Annotated in this window: 20 protein-coding genes and 1 pseudogene; 12 read left to right on the top strand and 9 right to left on the bottom strand. The window is 65.9% G+C overall.

The features are described from left to right. Nucleotides 1-157: 157 nt before the first annotated feature. On the bottom strand, nt 158-670 hold the full coding sequence (gene def, locus M0D43_RS13930) for a peptide deformylase (protein ID WP_252161869.1): 513 nt from the start codon (nt 668-670) through the stop codon (nt 158-160). 132 nt (nt 671-802) lie between these two features. On the opposite strand from def, the gene M0D43_RS13925 reads away from it, so the two are divergent. The 9 genes from M0D43_RS13925 to M0D43_RS13885 all read left to right on the top strand — a co-directional run bounded on the left by M0D43_RS13925 (nt 803) and on the right by M0D43_RS13885 (nt 10671). Beyond that, nucleotides 803-1939 carry a LysM peptidoglycan-binding domain-containing protein gene (locus tag M0D43_RS13925; RefSeq protein ID WP_252161868.1) on the top strand — a complete coding sequence of 379 codons (1137 nt, stop codon included), beginning with the start codon at nt 803-805 and terminating at the stop codon, nt 1937-1939. A gap of 71 nt (nt 1940-2010) precedes the next feature. Next, nucleotides 2011-3159, top strand: coding sequence for a DNA-processing protein DprA (dprA, locus tag M0D43_RS13920; protein ID WP_260807265.1), 1149 nt, complete (start codon nt 2011-2013; stop codon nt 3157-3159). A gap of 42 nt (nt 3160-3201) precedes the next feature. Then, nucleotides 3202-3675 (top strand): DUF494 family protein, encoded by a 474-nt coding sequence (locus tag M0D43_RS13915; RefSeq protein WP_003484452.1) that lies wholly within the window; start codon nt 3202-3204, stop codon nt 3673-3675. A gap of 40 nt (nt 3676-3715) precedes the next feature. Then, nucleotides 3716-4438: a pilin gene (locus M0D43_RS13910; RefSeq protein ID WP_260807264.1), complete on the top strand. Its 723-nt coding sequence runs from the start codon at nt 3716-3718 to the stop codon at nt 4436-4438. A gap of 41 nt (nt 4439-4479) precedes the next feature. Then, nucleotides 4480-5757 (top strand): RDD family protein, encoded by a 1278-nt coding sequence (locus M0D43_RS13905; protein WP_252161865.1) that lies wholly within the window; start codon nt 4480-4482, stop codon nt 5755-5757. 182 nt (nt 5758-5939) lie between these two features. Then, nucleotides 5940-8432, top strand: a complete 2493-nt coding sequence (locus M0D43_RS13900; RefSeq protein WP_260807262.1) for a DNA topoisomerase I — start codon at nt 5940-5942, stop codon at nt 8430-8432. A gap of 10 nt (nt 8433-8442) precedes the next feature. Next, entirely contained in the window at nt 8443-9006 is a 564-nt protein-coding gene (gene tsaC, locus M0D43_RS13895) for an L-threonylcarbamoyladenylate synthase type 1 TsaC (RefSeq protein WP_260807261.1), read from the top strand. 220 nt (nt 9007-9226) lie between these two features. Continuing rightward, complete coding sequence (locus M0D43_RS13890) at nt 9227-10000, top strand: DUF4124 domain-containing protein (protein WP_260807260.1); 774 nt, start codon at nt 9227-9229, stop codon at nt 9998-10000. Nucleotides 10001-10023: 23 nt separating this feature from the next. Continuing rightward, nucleotides 10024-10671 (top strand): DUF4124 domain-containing protein, encoded by a 648-nt coding sequence (locus M0D43_RS13885; RefSeq protein ID WP_260808271.1) that lies wholly within the window; start codon nt 10024-10026, stop codon nt 10669-10671. 160 nt (nt 10672-10831) lie between these two features. On the opposite strand, the gene M0D43_RS13880 is transcribed toward M0D43_RS13885, so the two are convergent. Then, entirely contained in the window at nt 10832-11608 is a 777-nt protein-coding gene (locus M0D43_RS13880) for an SDR family oxidoreductase (protein WP_252161861.1), read from the bottom strand. Nucleotides 11609-11714: 106 nt separating this feature from the next. Here M0D43_RS13880 and M0D43_RS13875 point away from each other — a divergent pair, with 106 nt between their 5' ends. After that, a complete protein-coding gene (locus tag M0D43_RS13875) occupies nt 11715-11930 on the top strand; it encodes a hypothetical protein (protein WP_101362340.1) in 216 nt (71 codons plus the stop codon). A 181-nt stretch (nt 11931-12111) separates the two neighbouring features. Here the strand turns inward: M0D43_RS13875 and sppA are convergent, their stop codons facing one another. Both sppA and M0D43_RS13865 read right to left on the bottom strand, forming a co-directional pair. Next, nucleotides 12112-14013: a signal peptide peptidase SppA gene (gene sppA / locus M0D43_RS13870; protein WP_252161860.1), complete on the bottom strand. Its 1902-nt coding sequence runs from the start codon at nt 14011-14013 to the stop codon at nt 12112-12114. An 84-nt stretch (nt 14014-14097) separates the two neighbouring features. Then, entirely contained in the window at nt 14098-15474 is a 1377-nt protein-coding gene (locus M0D43_RS13865; protein WP_252161859.1) for an MATE family efflux transporter, read from the bottom strand. 12 nt (nt 15475-15486) lie between these two features. Between M0D43_RS13865 and M0D43_RS22190 the strand changes: the two are divergent. Beyond that, nucleotides 15487-16053, top strand: a pseudogene (locus M0D43_RS22190) (DUF3667 domain-containing protein); the annotation flags it as partial. A 290-nt stretch (nt 16054-16343) separates the two neighbouring features. Here the strand turns inward: M0D43_RS22190 and M0D43_RS13855 are convergent. After that, entirely contained in the window at nt 16344-16946 is a 603-nt protein-coding gene (locus tag M0D43_RS13855; protein WP_252161858.1) for a DUF3106 domain-containing protein, read from the bottom strand. Further along, the gene (locus tag M0D43_RS13850) at nt 16930-17964 is read right to left on the bottom strand and encodes a hypothetical protein (protein WP_252161857.1); all 1035 of its coding nucleotides are present in this window, start codon (nt 17962-17964) and stop codon (nt 16930-16932) included. The genes M0D43_RS13855 and M0D43_RS13850 overlap by 17 nt, the downstream gene beginning before the upstream one ends. Nucleotides 17965-18432: 468 nt before the next feature. On the opposite strand from M0D43_RS13850, the gene M0D43_RS13845 reads away from it, so the two are divergent. Then, nucleotides 18433-20655: a primosomal protein N' gene (locus M0D43_RS13845; protein ID WP_252161856.1), complete on the top strand. Its 2223-nt coding sequence runs from the start codon at nt 18433-18435 to the stop codon at nt 20653-20655. Between the two features lie 169 nt (nt 20656-20824). On the opposite strand, the gene M0D43_RS13840 is transcribed toward M0D43_RS13845, so the two are convergent. From M0D43_RS13840 to M0D43_RS13830, 3 genes are read right to left on the bottom strand one after another with little or no spacing between them, the layout of a single operon-like run. Next, complete coding sequence (locus M0D43_RS13840) at nt 20825-21448, bottom strand: glutathione S-transferase family protein (RefSeq protein ID WP_286365608.1); 624 nt, start codon at nt 21446-21448, stop codon at nt 20825-20827. Between the two features lie 35 nt (nt 21449-21483). Next, nucleotides 21484-22314 carry an NYN domain-containing protein gene (locus M0D43_RS13835; protein ID WP_252161854.1) on the bottom strand — a complete coding sequence of 277 codons (831 nt, stop codon included), beginning with the start codon at nt 22312-22314 and terminating at the stop codon, nt 21484-21486. Beyond that, complete coding sequence (locus tag M0D43_RS13830; RefSeq protein WP_252161853.1) at nt 22311-22862, bottom strand: hypothetical protein; 552 nt, start codon at nt 22860-22862, stop codon at nt 22311-22313. Before M0D43_RS13830 ends, M0D43_RS13835 begins: the two co-directional genes overlap by 4 nt. Between the last annotated feature and the right edge of the window lie 24 nt (nt 22863-22886).

Genomic DNA, 22886 nt, shown 5'->3' with positions numbered 1-22886 from the left:
ATCCGTCTGCAGACTGGCCGGCATCGCGATGCGCCGGCAAAGCCCATGCGCCAGATCGCAGCAGACCGCGCATTCGAAGAGTCGACTCCAGCGCAGTCAAAGCACTGCAAACATCCGCTTTTGCCAATCCCAATTCCCGAATCCCCACCACCAGCCCTCAAGCCACGTGCTTGCGCTGTTTGGCCAGCTTCTTGCGCACCATTTCGCGCTTGAGCGGCGAGAGATAATCCACGAACAGCTTGCCGTCCAGGTGATCCATCTCGTGCTGGATACAAACGGCCAGCAGGCCAGCGGTGTGCAGTTCCTGCGCCTGACCCTGGCGGTCGAGATAGCGCACCGTAATCGCATCGGCGCGGCTGACATCGGCATAGATGCCCGGCACCGACAGGCAGCCTTCCTGATACAGCTGCTCGCCCTGCTTGCTCACAATCTCCGGGTTGACGAACACCTGCGGCAGATTCTTCTCGTCACTGACGTCGATCACCATGAAACGCTTGTGCACGTCCACCTGACTGGCAGCCAGGCCGATGCCCGGCGCCTCGTACATGGTCTGGAACATGTCATCCAGCAGCGCCTGGAACGCCGGGCTGGTGAGCTCGGCAGCATCGACCGGCACGGCCTTGGTACGCAGCCGCGGGTCGGGAAACTCGAGAATTGGGAGCAATGCCATGGGGTTACCCGTCTGGAAACACCGGCGCGGCGCCGGCAAGACGGTGTCATTCTAGCGCAATGCTTGCGTGGCGCCCCTGGTTCTGGACTATAGTGCGCGGACCTGTTGGGGAATCAGGCAAGAAGGTACTCAATGTTAATCCGACTTCGTACGGTCGTCGCTGCGGCGATGTTGACCGTCGCGACCTACGCTGCCGCGCAAGCGGTGGGCGAGCATCCAGACACCTATGTGGTCCGCAAGGGCGATACCCTGTGGGACATCGCTGGGCGTTTCCTGCAAAAACCATGGCTGTGGCCGGAAATCTGGCAAGCCAATCCGCAAATCCAGAATCCGCACCTGATCTATCCGGGTGACGTGATCAGCCTGGCCTACCTGGACCGTGTCGGCAAAGGCACGATCCAGCCCGGCCCGCGCCAGGAAGCGCCGATCAATGCCATTCCATTGGCAGACGTCGAGCCGTTCCTGAAGAACCTGCGGGTGGTCGACGACTTCGACCAACTGCCCTATGTGGTGGGTCTGGAAGGCGGGCGTTCGCGCGCCACCACGGGCCAGCTCGCCTATGTGGTCGGGCTGGAAAACGCACAGCCGGGTCAACGCTTTGCGGTGGTGCGCCCGACCGTGAAGTTCAGCCTGCCCAAGCACAACGAAGACCTGGATATGGCGGGCAACATCACCGCCGGCTCCGGCAACATCTGGAAGAGCTTCATCGCGCCGAGCACGCGCCGTGAGTTCCTCGGCTATGAGCTGGCGCAGGTCAACATTGGCACCATCACCCGCAGCGCGGCAGGCGGCAACTCCAAGGCAGCGACCTTGCTGTTGCAGGACAGCGGCCGCGAAGTGCGGGCCGGCGATCGCATCGTCGCGGTCGAAGCGCAGCCGTACGACCTGCAGTTCATTCCGCATCCGCCGTCGGAACAGGCGCTGCAGACCGAATTGCGTGTGCTGGCCATCTCCGACGCCTTCACCGTCGGCGGCAGCCGCGATGTGATCGCCATCTCCGGCGGCGCCCGCGAAGGCATCAACAACGGCACGGTGTTCTCGATCTGGCGCAAGGGCCGCACGGTCAGCGACCGCGTCAAGCACTCGCGCTTCTCGCGGACCGACGACGATTTCAGCGGCCCGGCCGGTTCCACCGTGGGCCTGCCCGACGAATACGCCTCGCATGCGATGGTGTTCCGCACCTTCGACAAGGTCAGCTATGCGCTGGTGATGGAAAGCGTCAAGCCGACCGGCCTGGGTTATTTCGTCAAGCATCCTGACGCGCAGTAAGCGAAAGTTCCGATGCATCAACGCGACGGCGCCCGAGGGCGCCGTCGTCGTTTGCGGCCTAGCCTGGATGCATGGCCCTGACCGCTCCCGACGTGCGCGCATTCCTGATCCTGCTGCTGGCAGGCGGCCGCAGCTCACCGCGGCGAAAACTGCTGAGCTCGTTCGGATCAGCGACCGAGATGCTGGCAGCCGGACCTGAGGCGTGGCGCTTCGCCGGTTGCGATGCGTTGCAATCTGCGCTGCTGCAAACTCCTGACCCGCATGCGCTGGACGCAGCGCTGCGCTGGTGCGAGCAACCCGGGCACCACCTGATCGGCTGGCACGATCCGGATTACCCGGTCTTGTTGCGCCATATCGCCAACCCGCCAATGGCGTTGTTCGTGGACGGCGACCCCAATGCGCTCTGGCATCCGGGCGTGGCGGTGGTCGGCAGCCGCTCGGCCACTGCCGGCGGCCGCGACCACACCCGCGCATTCGCCTCCAGCCTGGCCAGTGCAGGGCTGAGCATCGTCAGTGGCATGGCCGCAGGTGTGGACGCGATCGCGCACGAAGCCGCACTGGCCCAGCGCGATGGCATCACCGTGGCAGTGGTCGGCACCGGCACCGATGTGGCCTATCCCGAGCGGCACCAGGGTTTGCGCGATCGCATCGCCGAACCAGGCGGCGCGGTGGTCAGCGAGTACCTACCGGGCACCGCCCCGGTCGCGGCGCACTTTCCGGCCCGCAACCGCATCATCGCCGGGTTGGCATTGGGGACGCTGGTGGTCGAAGCGGCAATGCGCTCGGGCGCACTGATTACAGCGCGACTGGCGGCCGAAGCAGGCCGCGAGGTGTTCGCCCTACCCGGCTCCTTGCACAATCCGCTCGCACGCGGCTGCCATCACCTGATACGGCAGGGCGCCACGCTGGCGCAGGAGCCCGCACAGGTCATTGAGGGATTGGGCCAGCTGTCGGGCGAATTGGCCAGCGCCTTGCGCGAGCGCCTGGCCGCCCCCACTGAGGTGCCCAGGAAGACAACGACCAGCGCTGGCGCCGGTCCTGCCCGCTCCGATCCTGACTACCAGCGCTTGTGGCAAGCGCTGGGCCACGACCCAACCCCTATGGATTCATTGGTGCAGCGCACCGGATTGACGGCCGCCGCGCTGTCATCCATGCTGCTCATCATGGAACTCGAGGGAGACGTGGTCACCGAGCACGGTCGCTATACCCGCAATCCTTAGTTTCTTCACCTCCACAGCGTCGCGCGACGCAGGCCGAGGGCAATGAAAGAGAGCATTCTCGATGTACTGCTGTACCTGTTTGAACATTATTTCAGCGAAGACGCGGACCTGGTCCGTGACCGTGACTCGCTTCAAAATGGCCTGATCCAGGCAGGTTTCAGTCCCGCGGAAATCAGCAAAGCCTTCGACTGGCTGGACGCGCTTTCCGAGCAGCGGCCCAGCGTTGCGCGCCCGCATGTCGATGGACCGGTGCGGATCTATCACGGGCCGGAGCTGGACAAACTCGATGTGGACTGCCGCGGATTTCTGCTGTTCCTCGAGCAACACCGCATTCTCGACGCCGACCAGCGCGAGTTGGTCCTGGACCGCGCCATGGCGCTGGACCAGGACGAACTGGATCTGGACGACCTCAAGTGGGTGGTGCTGATGGTGTTGTTCAACCAGCCCGGCGCCGAAGCGGCCTACGCCTGGATGGAAACCCAGATGTTCCTGGACGAGCCTGAACCCGTACACTGAGCGTTGAAGCCGCCACGGATGTGCGTGCAAGGGGACGGGGATGCGCAGTTGGTATTACGCCGATGGCCACCGCCATCGGCACGGTCCGGTGGCCGACGACACGTTGCGGGGTCTGTATCGCGATCGCGCGATCGCCCTGGATACGTTGGTCTGGCGGGAAGGCCTGGACCACTGGTTGCCACTGTCTGCCTGCGCCGACACGCTTGGCCCACCCGTTTCCACTGATGTGCGTGCAGCCGCGGTTCCGCCGCCGTTGCCGCCTGCTGCGGCGCACACTCCGCTTACTCCTTCGTCCGTAGGTCCAGCGCACCCGCGCGGCAACCGCCCTGGCTGGCCGCTGGTTGCGGTGCTCGGCGCGGTGGTCGGGGTCTTTGTGCTGGTGGGCGTGATCGGCATCCTCGCCGCGATCGCGTTTCCGGCTTACAACGATTATCTGGGCCGCGCCAAGCTGGCCGAGGTGATGAGTGAGTTGACGCCATTAAAGCCGCAGATCGCCGAATTTCTCGCGAGCGAGGGCCGCTGCCCGGTCAATGGCGACCCCGGCTTCAAGCCGCCCGAGCAGTATGCGAGCGAGCGGTTGAGCAGCGTGCGCATCGGCCGTTTCGAGAGCAGCAAATGCGGTATCGAAGCCGTGATCCATGCGCCCAAGTCGGCCAGAATCGATGGCAAGGCGCTGTGGCTGGAGCTGGATGCAGATGCCGGCAGCTGGCATTGCAGTTCCGAAATCGACGACACCCAACTTCCACCCAATTGCCGCGGCTGACCGCCAGCTGCATGCCGATCGCTACACGTTAAGGGGACAACATGACGCAGTGGTATTACGCCGACGCACAGCGGCAGCGCCAGGGGCCGGTGGACACGGACACGCTTTGCGCGCGCCTGGCGCAAGGCATCATCGACCGTTCCAGCCTGGTCTGGCGCGAAGGTCTGGTGCAATGGGTGGCGCTGCACGACATCGAGGCCGAACTGGGCCTGGACAGCGCCGTGTCGGCGACAGCAGAGGCCAGCGGGCCGACACCTGCGGACGCGCCGAGCGAGGCGCCATTGTCGGCTGGGCATTCCGGCGACAGCGTCCCAGCCACAGCATCGCCAGCTGCGACCTCACAGCCACACGACCATGCTGCTGAGACATCGCCGTGGCAGCCGGCAGTTGCTGGCGGCGGCATCACTGCCAGTGCCAGTGATGCCGCGGCGACTGACCGTGCCAACCACCACCCAGCCGTCGACTCCCCGCTGCACCCGCCAGGCGACCAGGGCTCAGCATCGGATTCGTCGGCGTGGTCCACCGCGCCGACAGACACGGCGACCACGCCGCTGACGTCAGGTCCGGCCCTTAGCACACCCCCGGACGCGACATCGGCACCGGGATCCCCCCGGGCAGCAGCGACCGCGTCGCTTCCAAGCGCCTGGGACGCTCCCGTCCTCGCCGCGCCCGCGGCAGGCGTCGCGCTGCACGATGCGCCGGTGGTCTACGCCGGCCTGTGGCGGCGCGTGGCCGCCAGCATTCTCGATAGTCTGATCACCACCTTTGCGGTGTATCTGATCGTGATCCCGCTGGTGCTCGTGATCGCGCTGGCGACCACACACGGCGATTCGGGTTCGGCGCTGGATGACGGAAGTGCGCTCGGCATCGCGATCGTGGTGATGTCTTACGGCATCGGCCTGGCCATCCCGACGCTGTATTTCGCCTGGATGCAGTCCAGCCGGCACCAGGCCAGCCTGGGCAAGCTCGCCTGTGGCATCAAGCTGGTGCGCGCCGACAGCAATGGCGGCCGGGTCGGATTCTGGCGCAATGTGCTGCGCTATCTGGCCTACATGCTGATCAGCGTGCTCACCCTGGGTATCGGCGTGATCGTGGCCGCCTTCATGGCCGGCATGACCGAGCGCAAGCAGGCTCCGCACGACAAGGTCTGCGACACCCTGGTCGTGGACCGTTGGGCCTTCACCGAATATCCGGAACGGCAATCCAGGGGCCTGGATACCGTCTCCATCGTGGTTCTAGCCATTTACGGAGTGATCTTGGTGCTGTCGGTGGTGGTCGTGGCCTTCATGCTGGCGGCGATCGGAATGAGCCAGAGCTAACAGTTCGCGGCGCTGGCCGCTTGACACGGCGGCGTCCGCCGTGATCTTTCTAATAAGAGAACTGAACGCCCGGGAGCATTTCCCGGGCGTTAACGTGTGGGAAACGGCCGATCTGCTTCCCTCGACCGGCCAATTAGGCCACGCTACCCGCCCCCCGGGCTCCGCCCCAAGAAGTTGCCACCATGCCCAAGCACCTGCTCATCGTCGAATCGCCCGCCAAGGCCAAGACGATCAATAAATACCTCGGCAAGGACTTCACCGTCCTGGCCTCGTATGGGCACGTGCGCGACCTGGTCCCCAAGGAAGGCGCGGTCGATCCGGACAACGGCTTTGCGATGCGTTACGACCTGATCGAGAAGAACGAGAAGCATGTCGAAGCCATCGCCCGTGCCGCCAAGAGCGCCGACGACATCTTTCTGGCGACCGACCCGGACCGCGAGGGCGAGGCGATCAGCTGGCACATCGCCGAGATCCTGAAAGAGCGCGGCCTGCTCAAGGACAAGCCGATGCAGCGGGTGGTGTTCACCGAAATCACACCGCGCGCGATCAAGGAAGCCATGCTCAAGCCGCGCGCGATCGCCTCCGACCTGGTGGATGCGCAACAGGCGCGCCGCGCGCTCGATTATCTGGTCGGCTTCAACCTGTCGCCGGTGTTGTGGCGCAAGGTGCAGCGCGGCTTGTCCGCCGGCCGTGTGCAGTCGCCGGCGTTGCGCATGATCGTTGAGCGCGAAGAAGAGATCGAAGCCTTCATCGCACGCGAATACTGGTCCATCGATGCGCATTGCCGGCATCCGTCGCAAGCGTTCAATGCGCGTCTGATCAAGCTGGACGGGCAGAAGTTCGAGCAGTTCACCGTCACCGACGGCGACACTGCTGAGGCCGCGCGGCTGCGCATCCAGCAGGCCGCCCAAGGCGTGCTGCATGTCACCGACGTGGCCAGCAAGGAGCGCAAGCGTCGCCCTGCCCCGCCGTTCACCACCTCCACGCTGCAGCAGGAAGCCTCGCGCAAGCTCGGCTTCACCACCCGCAAGACCATGCAGGTGGCGCAGAAGCTGTACGAAGGCGTGGCGCTGGGCGACGAAGGCTCGGTCGGCTTGATCAGCTATATGCGTACCGACTCGGTGAACCTGTCGCAGGACGCGCTGTCGGAAATCCGCGATGTGATCGCGCGCGATTTCGGCACCGCCTCGTTGCCGGACCAGCCCAACGCCTACACCACCAAATCCAAGAACGCGCAGGAAGCGCACGAAGCGGTGCGCCCGACCTCCGCGTTGCGCACGCCTGCGCAGGTGGCGCGCTTCTTGTCCGACGACGAGCGCCGCCTGTACGAATTGATCTGGCGCCGCGCCGTGGCCTGCCAGATGATTCCGGCCACGCTCAATACCGTCAGCGTGGATCTCTCGGCGGGCAGCGAGCACGTGTTCCGCGCCAGCGGTACCACCGTGGTGGTACCGGGCTTTCTGGCGGTCTATGAGGAAGGCAAGGACACCAAGAGCAGCGAGGACGAGGACGAAGGCCGCAAACTGCCGCTGATGAAGGCCGGCGACAACATCCCGCTGGACCGCATCGTCACCGACCAGCACTTCACCCAGCCGCCGCCGCGCTTCACCGAAGCGGCGCTGGTCAAGGCGCTGGAGGAATACGGCATCGGCCGTCCCTCCACCTATGCCTCGATCATCCAGACCCTGCAGTTCCGCAAGTACGTGGAAATGGAAGGCCGCAGCTTCCGCCCCACCGACGTGGGCCGTGCGGTGTCCAAGTTCCTGTCCGGGCATTTCACCCGCTACGTGGACTACGACTTCACCGCCAATCTGGAAGACGATCTGGATGCGGTCTCGCGCGGCGAAGCCGAGTGGATTCCGTTGATGGAGAAGTTCTGGGGCCCGTTCAAGGAATTGGTCGAAGACAAAAAAGACTCCTTGGACAAGACCGATGCCGGCAGCGTACGCGTGCTCGGCACCGACCCGGTCAGCGGCAAGGAAGTCAGCGCGCGCATCGGCCGCTTCGGCCCGATGGTGCAGATCGGCACCGTGGAAGACGAGGACAAGCCCACGTTCGCCTCGTTGCGCCCGGGCCAGAGCATCTATTCGATCTCCATCGAAGACGCGTTGGAACTGTTCAAGATGCCGCGCGCACTGGGCCAGGACAAAGACCAGGACGTCAGCGTCGGCATCGGCCGCTTCGGCCCGTTCGCGCGCCGTGGCAGCGTGTATGCGTCGCTGAAGAAAGAAGACGACCCGTACACCATCGACCTGGCGCGTGCGGTGTTCCTGATCGAAGAGAAGGAAGAGATTGCGCGCAACCGGGTGATCAAGGACTTCGAAGGCAGCGACATCCAGGTGCTCAATGGCCGCTTCGGTCCGTACATCAGCGACGGCAAGCTCAATGGCAAGATCCCCAAGGATCGCGAGCCGGCGTCGTTGACGTTCGAAGAAGTGCAGCAGCTGCTGGCCGATACCGGCAAGCCGGTGCGCAAGGGTTTTGGCGCCAAGAAGGCCACGCTGAAGAAGAACACGGTCAAGGATTCCTCGCCGAAGAAGCCTGCAGTCAAGAAGACCGCGACCAAGACGGCGGCCAGCAAGACCGCTGCAAAGAAAGCGCCGGCCAAGAAGGCGGCTGCCAAGAAAGCAGTAAAGCGCGTGGTCAAGAAGACCGTGAGCAAGACGGCAGGCTGAGAGGCGCAGCATGACCCACACGCTCCCCCTGGATAACGCTGTCGCCACCCTGAGCCAGGGCGGCGTGATCGCCTACCCCACCGAAGCGGTGTGGGGTCTGGGCTGTGATCCGCGCCAAGAAGCGGCCGTGCTGCGACTGCTGGAGATCAAGCGGCGCCCGGTCGACAAGGGCGTGATCGTGGTGGCGTCGAGCGTGGAGGTGCTGCGCGACTGGGTCGACATCGACGCGCTGGAGCCGGCACGCCGGCAGGACGTGCTGGCCAGCTGGCCCGGCCCGCATACCTGGATCTTGCCGGTCACCGCACGGGCGCCGCGCTGGGTCACCGGCGAGCATGACGGACTGGCGGTACGCATCAGCGCACATCCTGTCGTGGCAGCGCTGTGCGCGGCCTGGGGGGCGCCACTGGTGTCGACCAGCGCCAACCTGGCCGGCGAGCCGCCAGCGCGCAGCCGCGCTGCGCTGGATCCTGCCTTGCTGGCAACGATTGATGGCGTGATGGACGGCGAGGTGGGTGCGCTGGCGCAGCCAACCCAGATCCGCGACGCGCGCAGTGGCCAGATCCTGCGCGACTGAGTGCAACTGAGGAACGACGGCGCAGCCAAGCGCTGCGTGTGGTCCTGTTCGGTGCAGCATGTCGCTCGCACATCCCGGTCGTCGTGCAGTCATCCCCGCCCGACGACGGCCTGCCGTTACGGCAGCGGTCCTACGCCAAATGGCGCCTTATCGCCTCTATCCCGTACACCATTCAGCCATGCCACTTTGCGGCAGCCGCACAGGCGCGCACACTGCGGCCATGCGTACCGTCCTGACTCTTCTGCTGCTGGCCGCGGCGCTGCCTGCGTCGGCCGCCACCTCTGCGAGCAAACCCGACCCGAATGTGCGGGTCTATCGCTGCGTGAGCAGCACCGGCACGGTCGCCCTGCAGGATGCGCCGTGTAGCAGCGGTCGCCAGCAGGTGCTGGACATGCAGCGCCCACAAGACCCACCCCCGCGTCCGGCACGTGCGGAGCCACCGGCACCGGTCGCCGCAGCGCCCGCGCACGAGGTCCGCATTGTCACCGTGCAACCGCCGCAGCCGATGTACGAGTGCACCACGGAAGACGGCAACCGCTACACAAGCGACAGCCCGGAAGGCAATCCGCGCTGGGTGCCGACCTGGGGGCCGGCCTATGTGGGCAATGCCATTGCCCCCTCGGTGAGCGGCGGCGGTATCCAGCGCCCACCGATTTCGGTGCGCCCGCGCCCGGCAATATCGGTGCAGGGCGGCTCTGGACGAGGAAGCATCCGCGGCAGCGCAAGCTTCGGCGCAGACACTTACCAGGGGGACTATCAGGGTGGTTACAACGGCGGCGGCTACGGCGGCACGGTGATCGTGCCGTACGGCAATGTGCAGATCCGCGACGAATGCCATGCCCTGCCTGCACAGGAAGTCTGCGCGCGCCTGGCCGACCGCCGCTGGGAGCTGATCCGCCGCTATAACAGCGCGCTGCAGAGCGAGCGCGAGGATCTCAGCCGTGAACAGCGCGGTATCGAAGCGCGCCAGCAACGCGATTGTGGCGGCGCATGAGGCGCCGTCTGCTGTTGGGCATGATGGCGTTGAGCATGACCGCGATGGGTTCGCTAGCCGACGCACAGGACGTGACGATCTACCGCTGTACCGATCCCACCGGCGCGCTGACGGTGCAGAACATGCCGTGCCCGAAAGGCATGCAACAACAGAAAAAACTGATGACCGCACCGGCGGCGGTGCCATTCGCGCCGGGCGGAGCAACCGCATCGCCGGTACGCGCGAGCCCAGCGGCGCAACCACGGGCTGCTGCGCCAGCCGCTGCATCGGCGCCAGTTGCAGCAACCACGCCCGCCGCACCACCCGCACCGGCGGTGACCTCCACCTCGACGCTGCCGCCCCCACCGCTGTTTGAGTGCACCACGCACGACAACGGGCGTTACTTCACTGAAGATCGCGAGCCAGCCACGCGCTGCCTGCCGATGCAGACCACCAACCTCGCAGGCGGCCCGGCGACCGGTGGCGGTAGCGCGTGTGAAGTGGTCACAGACCGCTGCGCGCCGGTACCGGACCAGAGCCTGTGCGAGGCGTGGCGCAAACGCGCCGAGCAGGCCGAATCCACCTGGCGCTTCTCCGACGAAGCGCAATCGGCCGAACGCAAACAGCGCTTTGATCAGATGCGCCGGGTACTCGACGAAAGTCGCTGCGCCAATCCGGCCGCAACGCCCTAAGCACATCTCTGCTGTGATTGAGGCAGCGGGCGCTGGACCAATGGCGAGCAATCGCCAGCGTTACTCCGCCAGACGCGCGCCGTACCAGCATGTGCAAGAACAGGCCGCTCGACTCTCCTGCGCCTTCGATCATCGCGTCGCCGGTGGTTTGTTGCCCGCGCTAAAACCCGTAGCGCAAGAATCCGCCATCCACCGCGATGCATTCGCCGGTGATGTAACTGGCAGCGGGCAGGCACAGAAACCCCACCGCGGCGGCAACTTCTTCCGGTTCGCCGATGCGACGCATCGGGGTGCGCTCGATCACTTGCTCGTAGTAATCCGGATCCGACAACGGCCCGGAGGTGCGGCGTGTGCGGATGTACCACGGCGCCACCGCGTTGACGCGGATGCCGTCTTCGGCCCACTCCACCGCCAGGTTGCGCGTCATCTGCTGCAACGCCGCCTTGGTCATGCCGTACGGCGCGCCGCTACGCACATGCGTGATGCCCGAGACGCTGCCGACATTGACGATGGCCGACGCAGCATGTTGCGTCAGCAACGGGTGCGCATAACGCGATAATTCAAATGCCGAAAACACATTGGTTTCGAAGATGCCGCGCCACTCGTCCTCGGTGTAATCGATGGTGGCGCGGGTGACGTTGCCACCGGCATTGTTGATCAACAGATGCAAGCCATCGGCATGGTCTTCCACCCAATCCAGGATCGCGCGGCGCTCTTCATCGTCGGAGACATCGGCGGCCAGCCCATGCAGTTCGCGCTCGGGAAATTCCTCGGCAAGTTCATCGCGCGCCTGCGCCAGGGCGTCGGCATCGCGCGCCACCATCAGCAGATCGGCGCCGAAGCCGAGCAGTTCGCGTGCAATGGCAAGGCCAATCCCGGCGCTGGCGCCGGTGATGAGGGCGGTCTGTCCATCCAGCCGCCAACGGTGCATTGTCACGTGGGTGATCCTCTTCAATCCGCAGGAAAACGGCCGCTGCTGCGCAGTTGACGCGCAGAGCTGGCCTGAGCGTTAGGATACCGCCACCCCGAGCGAGGTCACGACGATGAAGATGCATTGCATGCTTGCAGCCAGCCTGGCGTTGTCGCTGAGCGCCTGTCAGCGGCCGCAGCCCGCGCCCACCGAACAGAAGCCCGACCCGCAGGCCACCGCTCTGCGCGACCACATTCAGGCACCGCTGAACAAGGCGCACGCGGTGCAGGCTGCGACCGATCAGGCGGCCGAAGATCAGCGCAAGGCGATCGACGCAGCCACGCAGTAGCAGACCGTCAGCAATCAGGTGACCTCGTGCCCTGATGTGAGCGCCGGACGATTGAATCGAGCATTCTGCCGTCTGCTTGCTTCGTTCGGCCGTCGCACGCTGCAGCATCCGCCTGCAAAACAACAACGCCGGCACATGGCCGGCGTCGTCGATGCATCAGGTACTGCTTAAACGCGCTCGGTCAGAATCCGCAGAAGCAATACGCCAGCGATTTAACCGGCGTACCGCCTGCCTTGCCGTCGTGCACGGCGCTTTCGACAAAGCGCAGCTGCGTGTCCACTTCCGGCAACGAGCGGGCCACCAATGCGCGCGCCATGCCCGAGTCGCTCAGCATCCAGGCACCCATGCGGCTGCCGGCAAACCCGCTCATGAACTGCGAGAACGGCGTGGCAGGCTTTTCCACGTAACGCACGCGGAACTTGCCGCGGCTCAGCTTGGCGCGGTCGGCCGCATCGGCCACCGCTTCCTGCATGCCGCCGAACGCGTCCACCAACCCACGCTCCTTGGCCTGTGCGCCACTCCACACACGACCACGCGCAACCTTGTCGATCGCGTCCACTGACTGGCGACGCGCCTGTGCCACCTTGCCGGTGAAGTCGGCGTAGCCCTTGTTGATCACCGCCTGGATGACCTGGCCGGCGGCCGGATCCAGCGGACGGGTGATGTCGAACGCACCGGCGAACCGCGTGGTGCCTACACCATCGGTGTGCACGCCGATCTTGTCCAGCGCGCGGGTCAGATTCGGCACCATGCCGAAAATGCCGATGGAACCGCTGATGGTCGACGGGTCGGCATAGATGCGATCGGCATTCATGCTGATCCAGTAACCGCCGGAAGCCGCCAGATCGCCCATCGACACGACGACCGGCTTACCGGCCTGCTTGAGGGCGACCACTTCGCGGCGGATCTGCTCGGAGGCGAACACTTCGCCGCCGGGCGAATCCACCCGCAGCACCACCGCCTTCACTTTCTCGTCGTCACGCGCCTGGCGCAGCAGCACCGCAGTGGACTCGCCACCGATGCGTCCTGCCGGCTGTTCACCGCCGCTGATTTCCCCGGTCGCCACCACCACGGCCACCTGCGGGCGGCTGTCCATCGGCGAACCCTGTGCCTGCAACTGGCTCAGATAGTCGTTGAAACCGATATTACGGAAACCGCTGTCGGCATCGCTGTCGGCCACGCCGCGCTTGACCAGCAATGCATCGACTTCTTCGCGGGTTTTGAGCCCGTCCACCAACTTCTGCTGCAGCGCGAACTTGGCAAGGTCGCCACCGGCCGCAGCCACACCTTCGGGCAGCGTGTCGATACCGGCGGTCAGCTGCGCCGGGCTCAGCTTGCGCGCGGTGCCAACGTCAGCCAGATAGCGCTGCCACACGTCGTTCATCCAGAACAGGTCAGCTTCCTTGGCATCGGCCGAGGCCGCGTCGAGGATGTACGGCTCGGCCGCGGACTTGTACTCGCCCACGCGGAACAGATGCACGTCCACGCCGAGCTTGTCCTGCAGGCCTTCGCGAAAATACTGGCGATAACGGCCAAGACCTTCCAGCAGCACGCTGCCCATCGGATCCAGATACACCTCGTTGGCCTGCGCGGCGAGCAGATACTGGCCCTGGCTCATGCTCTCGCTGAAGGCCACGATCTGCTTGCCGGAGGCACGCAACTTCTGCAGCGCAGCGGCCACCTCGCGCTGGGAGGCGAAACCGGACGGCTGGAACTTGTCCAGATTCAACAACACGCGCTCGATCTTGCGATCCTTGCCGGCCGCCTCGATCACCCGCACAAGATCGCGCAGCTGCACTTCTTCGGCGCTCTTGTCGCCCACTGCCTTGGCCAGCGACCGGCTCACCGGGTCGGCGCTGAACTGCTCGACCAGCGTGCCTTCCGGGTTGATCACCAAGGTGGTGCGCTCAGCCAGCGGCTTGGTGCCGTCGCCACGCGCAAGCGCCACCACGAACAACAGCAGCAGCAAAAACAGGAAACCGAAGAACACCAGGTTGAAAATGAGGCGCCGGGTGAAATTCATCACATCCCACAGGCCGACGAAGAAACTGGCGATGGGACTGCGACGCACGGGGTGGTTCATGGAAAACTCCGTCGAAAGACGCTGCATACAGATCGATGGTGCCCAGCATACCGGCTGCGCAGCGCGCGCGGCATGCGCTGAAAGTCAGGGTATCGCGGTGGCGGTCAGCCGGCGGCTGGTCTGGCGGAAGCGCAGCCCCATCAGGATCGATGCCACCGTCAGGCCCAGGATCAGGCCGACCCACATGCCCTTCGGTCCCCAGCCCAGCCCCAGGCCGAGCCCGGCGCCGATCGGCATGCCCACGCCCCAGTACGAAAACATCGCCAGGAACATCGGCACGCGGGTGTCCTTGAGCCCGCGCAGCGCGCCGGCAGAGAGCACCTGGATGCCATCGGGAAACTGGAACGTGGCGGCAAACAGCAGCAATACCGAAGCCAGCGCGGCCACGGCCACGTCGTCGGTATAGACGCCGACAATGGCATCGTGGCCCACCAGCAATGCGCTGGCCGATAGCGCCTGGGTGCCCAGCACGATGGCATAGCCGGCCCATGCTGCACGCCGCATACCCAGCGGGTCGCCGCGTCCCACCGCATGGCCAACGCGCACGGTGGTGGCCTCGGCCACGCCCATCGGGATCATGAAGCACAGTTGCGCGACATTGATGGCAATCTGGTGCGCGGCCGCTTCGGTGGAGCCCAGCCGGCCGATCAACAACGCGGTGACGATGAACAACCCACCTTCCATCAACACGGTGATGCCGATCGGCAAGCCGGTGCGCAGCAACTCGCCAATGGCGCGCCAGCGCGGGCCCTCCAGGTGGGTGAACAATTGCAGATGCGCAAAGCGCTGCGCGCGCCACAGGTACAGCGCAAAGACGCTCGCCTGCACCCACAAGGTGATGGCCGAGGCCATGCCCAGCCCTTCGGCACCGTGCTCGGCAAAGCCGAACTTGCCATAGGTCAGCGCATAGCCAAGCGGTGCCAGTACCAGCAAACCGCCAAAGCCCAGCAGCATGGTCGGCAACGTCCAGTGCATGCCCTCGCTGAGGTAGCGCATGCAGAAGTAAAACGTCAGCGCCGGCACTCCCCAGCGCACCGCATGCAGAAAATCGGTAGCGCCGGGCACGATGTCCGGCGCAATCCCGAACGTGGGCAGTAGCGGCGGCACCACGCTCAGAAACGTGAACATCAATGCACTCAGTCCTAGCGACAGCCATAGCGCCTGCCGGAACAGCGGCCCGATCTCGCGCTCGCGGCCGGCGCCCATCAGCTGGGAAACCGAGGCGGTCAATGAGATCAATGTGCCGATCGGCACCAGCATCGGCAACCACAACAACGAGGTGCCGATGGTCACCGCTGCCAGCGTGGCGGTGCCGTGGTGGCCAGCGATGACGTTGTCGACAAAACCGATCAGGCCGGTGGAGACGTGGCCGAGCACCAGCGGCAACGCAAGCAGGCCGGTGGTGCGCACTTCCGAGGCGAAGCCTGGCGTCGCGGACGGGGGTGCAGAAGAAGCAGACATGAAAACCAATCGCTGCGCGGACTACGGCCGTGCCGGGAGGCGCTGGCACCGGGTCGCGTGGGCTGGCTATCTTACGCCTACTTTCCGACTGCGGCCTTGTCGTGCACGCGGGCAGAGCCTGACGCGCGCCCGAGCGCGTGCGGGCAGAAAACGCGAAGGCGGCGGCCACCGGGCCAGCGCGGGATACGGTTGCACGCGTGCGCCATCGTTCTGGCATCTGGAGGGGCGCATCTTCCGCACCGTGCGCGAGTTGCTGGTGCCCGGAGGCCTGGCGCTGCGTTTTCTGAGCGCCCAACGCGTGCGTTACGTCGCGCCGGTGCGGCGATTCCTGGTGCTGAGCCGATTGAGGTTTTTCATCGCGCGCATCGCCGTGATACCTCCGATGCAGACAGCGATATCGCCGCGGCGCCCGCTACCCGCCAGACCGCAGTGCCCAAGGATGTCGTACATGCAGGCGCGCCGACGCAGGTCGAAGCGCTACGCAGGCAATTGGTCGACCCGCTGATGCAGACGCGCACGGTGGTGCCGACCGGCATCGCACGCGACAGCGTGGACGCCGGGATTGCACGCACCAATGCCCATTACCGTGCCCAAGCACATCGGCCTGGGCGCGGTGTATCTCGCGTTCGCGACGGTTGCCGCCGCGCTGTTGATGGTGGCGCGCCTGGCGCGTCTTTGATGCGGGCAAATTCGGATGCGTCTGGGCGCCAACACCCACGTTGCAGCGCGACGCATGGATGCTGGGGGCGTGCACATGGTGCGCAGTATGTGGCTGCGCTATCTGACACCAACAGCCGTTTGAACCAATACCGCGCGCAATTGGAAACATTGCGCGTACGCCGACAGCGCCGACATCGTGCCGCTGCCGATCAACGCGCCAGTTGCCGCTTCAACCACGCGCTGCGCGTGGCAGGCGCTTCGGCCAGGAAGGCATCGCGTAAACCGTCGCGCTCTTGGGGCGGGGTGCGCTGTGCCAGCACCGCCAGTTGCTCCAACTGACCGGCATCCAGGCTGCGCAGCGCGGCCAGCATGGCGTCGCGCTGCGCGGGCGGCACGTAGCCGATCAGCGGCTGCAATTGCGCATAGAACGCACCCACCTGCGAGCCCAGGCGCCAGCCGTCGCGATGCAGGCGATCCATCGCGCCGAACTGCGTGCGCAACGCACGTTGCTGATCCTCAGGCAAAGCCTGCAGGCGCTCGCGCGCCTGACGCAGCACCACGCGATCGGTGGCAGTCAGTCCCTTCCAGGCTGCGTAGCGGGCACGCAACTCGGCCTGATGCGCGGGCGTCATCGCCTCCCAGCGCGCGCGTTGCTGCGCAGCGCTCGGGGGTGTACTCGGCGCTGCGGCAACCGCCGTGGATGCGGACGGCGCAGCGGCGGATTCTTCCAGCGGTGTCGGCAAGGTTTGGGCGCCGGCAACGCCGGCAATCGCGCAGAGCAACAGGCTGCACCAGTTAGTTGGTTTCATCATCGACCGTCTCCAGAGGGGCGGAAGACTGCTCGGCCGCGGTGGCATGCGCGCTGGATTCATCGACCGGCACCGGGTGGCCGGCGGCATACCAGGCATAGAAGTCCGCAGAGCGGGCCAGCTCCAGATCTGGGTCGGCCAGCATCGTCTGGTCGCGCGGGTCCAGGCTCGGCTTGGCCACTGCATCCGGCAGGTCGGCCGCGGGTAGTTCTTCCACCAGGACCGGCGCCGCGTCGGTCACATGCAGCACGCCGGCAGGTGCCTGCGAGACGGGTTCGGGCGGTAGCGCCGGCCGGCGGTGGGTCCACCACCAGCCCAGCACGGCCAGCAACAGGGCCAAGGCCAGCACGCCCAACGCCATGCCTGCGTGGCGACGCTCGAGCTGCGGCCACTGCCATTGCCGCCTGGGGCGCGTGCGTGCAGCGGCCGGACGCTGCGGCGCCGGTGCTGAGGCGGCAGGCACGGCCGTCTGCAGCGACATCCCGGCCAGGGCCGAATCGCGTAGCCGGCTGAGCCGGGTCAACTGGGCCGGGGTCAGGTCGCGCAGTTCCACTTGCGCTGCCTCGGCCAGGGCCCGCCATGCCTGTGCATCCGGGTTGCCGGCAGCATCGCGCGGGCAGGCACGGGCCAGCGACTGCCGGTAGTCCGCCGCCTCGACACCCTGCACTTCGCTGGCGGCGTCCTCTTCCAGCCCGGCCACGATCCGCAGCAGCAGGGCCAGGCGATCAGCGGTCTGCATTCGGCCCAACGCGGTGAATGGGGGCAGCCAGGTGCCCGGCATCGGTTCGCGTCGCAGCGGTGGCGCGGTGGCCAGCAAGCTCCAGAAGCGCATTGGCCAGCCAGCCATCGGCCGGCCTGCCGCCTGGCTGCTAAAGGCGCGCAGGGCCGCTGCAAGGGCGCGCTCGGCGGCGGCCACGTCGCCGCATTGCAACTGTGCGAGCACCAGACCCCGGCGTTCAACACCGCGCAAGAAGGCAGATAGCGCGGCAGGGGTCACGGGGGCGTCGGGGACTACGGTCATGAGAACTCCAGCATCGGCCGGCATGATACCGACGCGATTGGCCCCCGCCGATGGCTTGACAGATCGGCCCGGCCGCGCTTCGCCTTCACACAACCCGAGCCGGTCGCTGCCGTGGGTTGTGCACAGCGGCAGATATGCCGATACGCAGGCGTCTGTCAACTGTTGTTTTTTCTTTATTGCAATCGTGTTTCACGCCTAAGTAATTGAAAATTATGAACTTATGGATGTTGGCTAAAAAATGTCCAAGAGGTTGCAGAGGCTAGTGAATCCATCGTCACAGCGTGGAGCACAAGACTAATTCACAGCCTTATCCACAGGCGGTGTGGATAAACCTGTTTCCTTAACCCTCACATAGGTTTACGTCGGATTTATCACTTCCGTCACAGAAACGTGTCCGCCGGGCCGGCGCCGATTTGACCAGGTTTGGGTCGGCTGCCCGCCTCTGGACAGGGTCGGTAGACTGGTCGGATGTCTTCGACCGTCGCCATCTTGCGCGTCGCCTTGCCGGTGCCGCTGCCCCAGTTATTCGACTATCTGCCCCCGGCCGATGCGCCGCTGACCGACCCGGGGCGGGTTGGCTGCCGGGTGCGGGTGCCGTTTGGGCCGCGCGAGTTGGTCGGGGTGGTGGTGGAGATCGGCCAGCCGTCCGCGGCCGACGGCCTGCGCCCGGCACTGGCCTGGTGCGACCAGACGCCGCTGCTGGTCGATGAAATGGCGCGCTCGCTGCAGTGGCTGGCGCGCTACACCCACGCCCCGCTCGGCGAGGCCCAGGCCAGCGCCCTGCCCGGCCCCCTGCGTCGCGGCGAGCCGCTGGCCGACACCCACGCCTGGGCCTGGCAGCTGACCGAAGCCGGCCGCAGCGGTGCCGCCAGCCTGCGCGCTGGCAGCCGCCCTGCCCTGCTGGCCGCTCTTCTACTCACCGGTGCCGTGGGCGAAGAGCAACTGGACCCGCTGCTGCCGCAGTGGCGCGAGGCCGCACGCAGTCTGGCCAAGCGCGGCCATGCCGAGCGCGTAGCGGTGCCGGCCCACAGCATCCCGCCCCGCCCCGGCAGCGGCCCGCAGCTCAACGACGAACAACAGGCCGCCGCCGCCGCGATCCGCGCGCAGAGCGGTTTTGCCACCTATCTGCTCGATGGCGTCACCGGCAGCGGCAAAACTGAGGTCTATCTGCAGGCGATCGCCGATTGCCTGGCCGCCGGCAAGCAGGCGCTGGTGCTAGTACCGGAGATCGGCCTGACCCCGCAGACATTAGGCCGCTTCCGCGCGCGCCTGGGCGTGCCGGTGCACGCGCTGCATTCGGGGCTGTCCGACGGCGAACGGGCGCGGGTGTGGGCGGCGGCCTGGCGTGGCGAAGCCAAGCTGATCGTCGGCACGCGTTCGGCCGTGTTCACCCCGCTGCCCAACGCCGGCCTGATCGTGATCGACGAGGAACACGACGGCAGTTACAAGCAGCAGGACGGCATCCGCTATCACGCCCGCGACTTTGCCCTGGTACGCGGCAAGGCGCTGGATGTGCCGGTGATCCTGGGCAGCGCCACGCCGTCGCTGGAAAGCCTGCACAATGCCTACTCCGGCCGCTATCAGCATCTGCGCCTGTCGCAGCGCGCCGGCGAGGCGCGCCCGCCGCGTGTGCGCGTGCTCGATGTGCGCAAGCGGCCGCTCAAGGACGGCCTGTCGCCGGAGGTGCTGGCAGGTATCGGCGCGACCCTGGAGCGCGGCGAACAGGTCCTGGTGTTCAAGAACCGCCGCGGCTATGCGCCCGTGCTGCTCTGCCACGACTGCGGATGGACTGCGGCCTGCCAGCGCTGCAGCACGCCGCTGCACCAGACCCCGATGACCGTGCATGCCGGCGGCCGGCGCCTGCAGTGCCATCACTGCGGTGCGCGCCAGCAGGCCCCGCTGGCCTGCCCGGCCTGCGCCAGCCTGGCCTTGCAGCCGCAGGGCATCGGCACCGAGCGGCTGGAAGAACGCCTGACCGAGGCGTTTCCCGACGTCCCGGTCGTGCGCATCGACCGCAGCACCACCCAGCGCCGAGACGCATTGGAAACCCAGCTCGCCCGGCTCGGCACCGAAGCCGGCATCCTGGTCGGCACGCAGATTCTGGCCAAAGGCCACGATCTGCCACGGCTGACCATGGTGGTGGTGGTCGGTATCGACGAAGGGCTGTTCTCGGCCGACTTCCGCGCCGCAGAAAAGCTCTCCCAGCAGTTGATCCAGGTGGCAGGACGCGCCGGGCGTGCCGATCGCCTGGGCGAGGTCTGGCTGCAGACCCATCACCCCGAACACCCCTTGCTGCAGACCCTGGTCAACGGCGGCTACCACGCCTTTGCCGATGCCGAACTGCAGCAGCGCGAAGCGGCCGGATTTCCGCCGTTCGCGCACCTGGCCTTGTTCCGTGCCGAAGCCAAGGATGTGGCGGCGGCCAATCAGTTCCTGCTGGCGGTGCGTGGTTTGACCAGCGCCGACGCCAGTCCGCAATCGCCGGCATTGGCCGCAGTGGAATGCTACGGCCCGATGCCGGCACCGATGCCGCGCCGCGCCGGTTTCCAGCGCACCCAGCTATTGTTGTCGGCACAACAACGCTCGGCATTGCATCGCCTGCTCGATACGCAACTGCCGGCGATCTATGCGCTACCGCAAGCCCGCCGCGTGCGCTGGTCGCTGGACGTGGACCCGATCGATTTGTATTAGCGCACGGCGTATTGACTACCGTGCGCTGTCGCCACGCGCACGTGTGCGGTGTGCTCACGTGTTGTAGGCGCACGCTTGCCTGCGATGCAGCGTTACCGCGTTAGCTGCAATGCCTTCGCGCACGAATGCGCTCCTACCGGCGACTGCTCAGCACGTTTTGTTTGCCGGTTCAGGTCAATGCCGTCATCACTGCGCGCTGGTACGCCGGCCGCGCGCGCAAGCGTTCGTACCATGCGTGCAGATGCGGCAATTGGGGACGCTCGATCGGCATTTCGAACCACGCGTAGATAAAGCTCCCCAGTGGAATATCGCCCATCGCGAACTGCTCGCCGGATAAATACGGCTGCTGCGCCAGTGCCGCATCCGCGCGTGCGAGCAACTCGCCCGACCGGGTCAGCGCCGCAGCGATGCGTGCGTGATCGCGCTCGGCCTTCGGGGTGCGCAGCACGCCCCAAAACAGATCGCGAAACACGCCTGCGAAGGTGGAGGTGGTCCAGTCCATCCAGCGATCACCCAGCGCACGCTCGGCCGGCGAGTGCGCATACAGCGCCGGCGCGTACTGCGCGGCCAGATAGCGCACGATCGCATTGGATTCCCACAGCACCAGCGCGCCATCCTGCAACGTCGGCACCACGCCATTCGGATTCAATGCGCGATACGCAGGCGTGTCGTTGCCACCGAACGCGCCACCCACTTCGATCGAGGTATGGGCCACCTCGGCTTCTTCGGCGCACCACACCACCTTGCGCACATTGCTGGAATTCCGCCGACCCCAGATCGTGATGGCAGGCATCGCTGCGGTGGGCACATGTGCGTTCTGCGTCATGCTCAGCTCTCTGCTGCAGGTTTGGCTGGCACGCGCGCCGGACGCTTGGCAGCCGTTGCCGGTTGCGCCTTCGCAGCGGCGGGCTGCACTGGCGTGGCGCGCCCACCCTTGGGCGTGTCGCGCACCCACAATGCCTGTTCGTCTTGCTTGATTTCGAACAAGCCGATCGCGCGCACCAGATCGCTGAGCTTGCGATAGCCGTAGTTGCGTGGATCGAACGAGGCCTGGTTGGCGACCTGTTTCCCGACTGCACTCAGCAGTGCCCAGCCATCGTCTTCGCAGGCACTGACGATCGCGTTGCGCAGCATCTGCACCAGGCGCGTATCGCTGCGTAATGCGGTGGCGTCCTTGCGGCCAGCGGCGGTCTCGCTGGCAGCAGCATCCTGTTCGCCGAGCGCTTCGACGTAGGTGAACTTGGAGCACGCATTGACGAACGGCGCCGGTGTTTTCTTCTCACCGAAGCCATACACCTTCATGCCGTCGGTCAGCAGCCGCATGACCAACGGCGTGAAATCGGCATCGCTGGAGACGATTGCGAATCCATCCAGATTGCGCGCGTACAACAGGTCCATCGCATCGATCACCATTGCCATGTCCGAGGCATTTTTGCCGGAACTGTAGGCAAATTGCTGGATTGGCCGGATCGCGTAATCGTGCAACGCTGCTTCCCAGCCTTTCAGGTGCGGGCTCTTCCAGTTGCCGTAAGCACGGCGCACGTTGGCCGCGCCGTAGCGCGCCACTTCGGCCAGCACCACGTCGATCTTGCCGGCAGGCGCGTTGTCGGCGTCGATCAGCAGCGCGATGCGTTTGTCGGGATTGTCGATCATGCTCATTGCTCCAGTGATTCAGCAGATTCGGTCTTGATATCGGTCTGGCCGTCGGCGTCTGTCTCCATGTCGCTTTCGTCGGCGTCGACGTCCGCCTCTGCCGGCAAGGTGTACTCGGTGCCATCGCGCAGCGTGAGCACACCCGTGCTCAGGATCTCGCGTTCTGCGCCGTCACTGATCCAAGTGGCATGCACGCGCCCGGTGCCGCGATCGCCTTCCACATCGAATACAAACTCGTCACTACCCGGTGTCAGACTGGTGCGATAGAGATCCACCCGCATGTCGCGGATCTGCCCGATATGTTCCTGCACCACGGCATCGGCCTGCAGCGCGCTACGTGCCTGATCGGCAAACAACGACCAGCCGATCGCCATCAGCCAGATGAGTGCGCCGAGCACCAGCATCCCGAACAGCACCACACAGGTCACCACGCCGATCAGCCCGATCGCAACGCCACTGAGTGACTTTTTGGCGGCAGGCGCTGATGAAGCCAGCGGCGGCGCAGCGGGCGGCACAGACGACAGTGGCAGCAACGGGGGCGGTAGCGACGACATGCGGTAACCGGAAGCGGGAGATGC

This window comes from Xanthomonas prunicola (assembly GCF_025266575.1).
Classification (GTDB): domain Bacteria; phylum Pseudomonadota; class Gammaproteobacteria; order Xanthomonadales; family Xanthomonadaceae; genus Xanthomonas; species Xanthomonas prunicola.
Note: the sequence above shows the minus strand (reverse complement) of the source record. Positions and strands in the feature narration are given on the sequence as shown.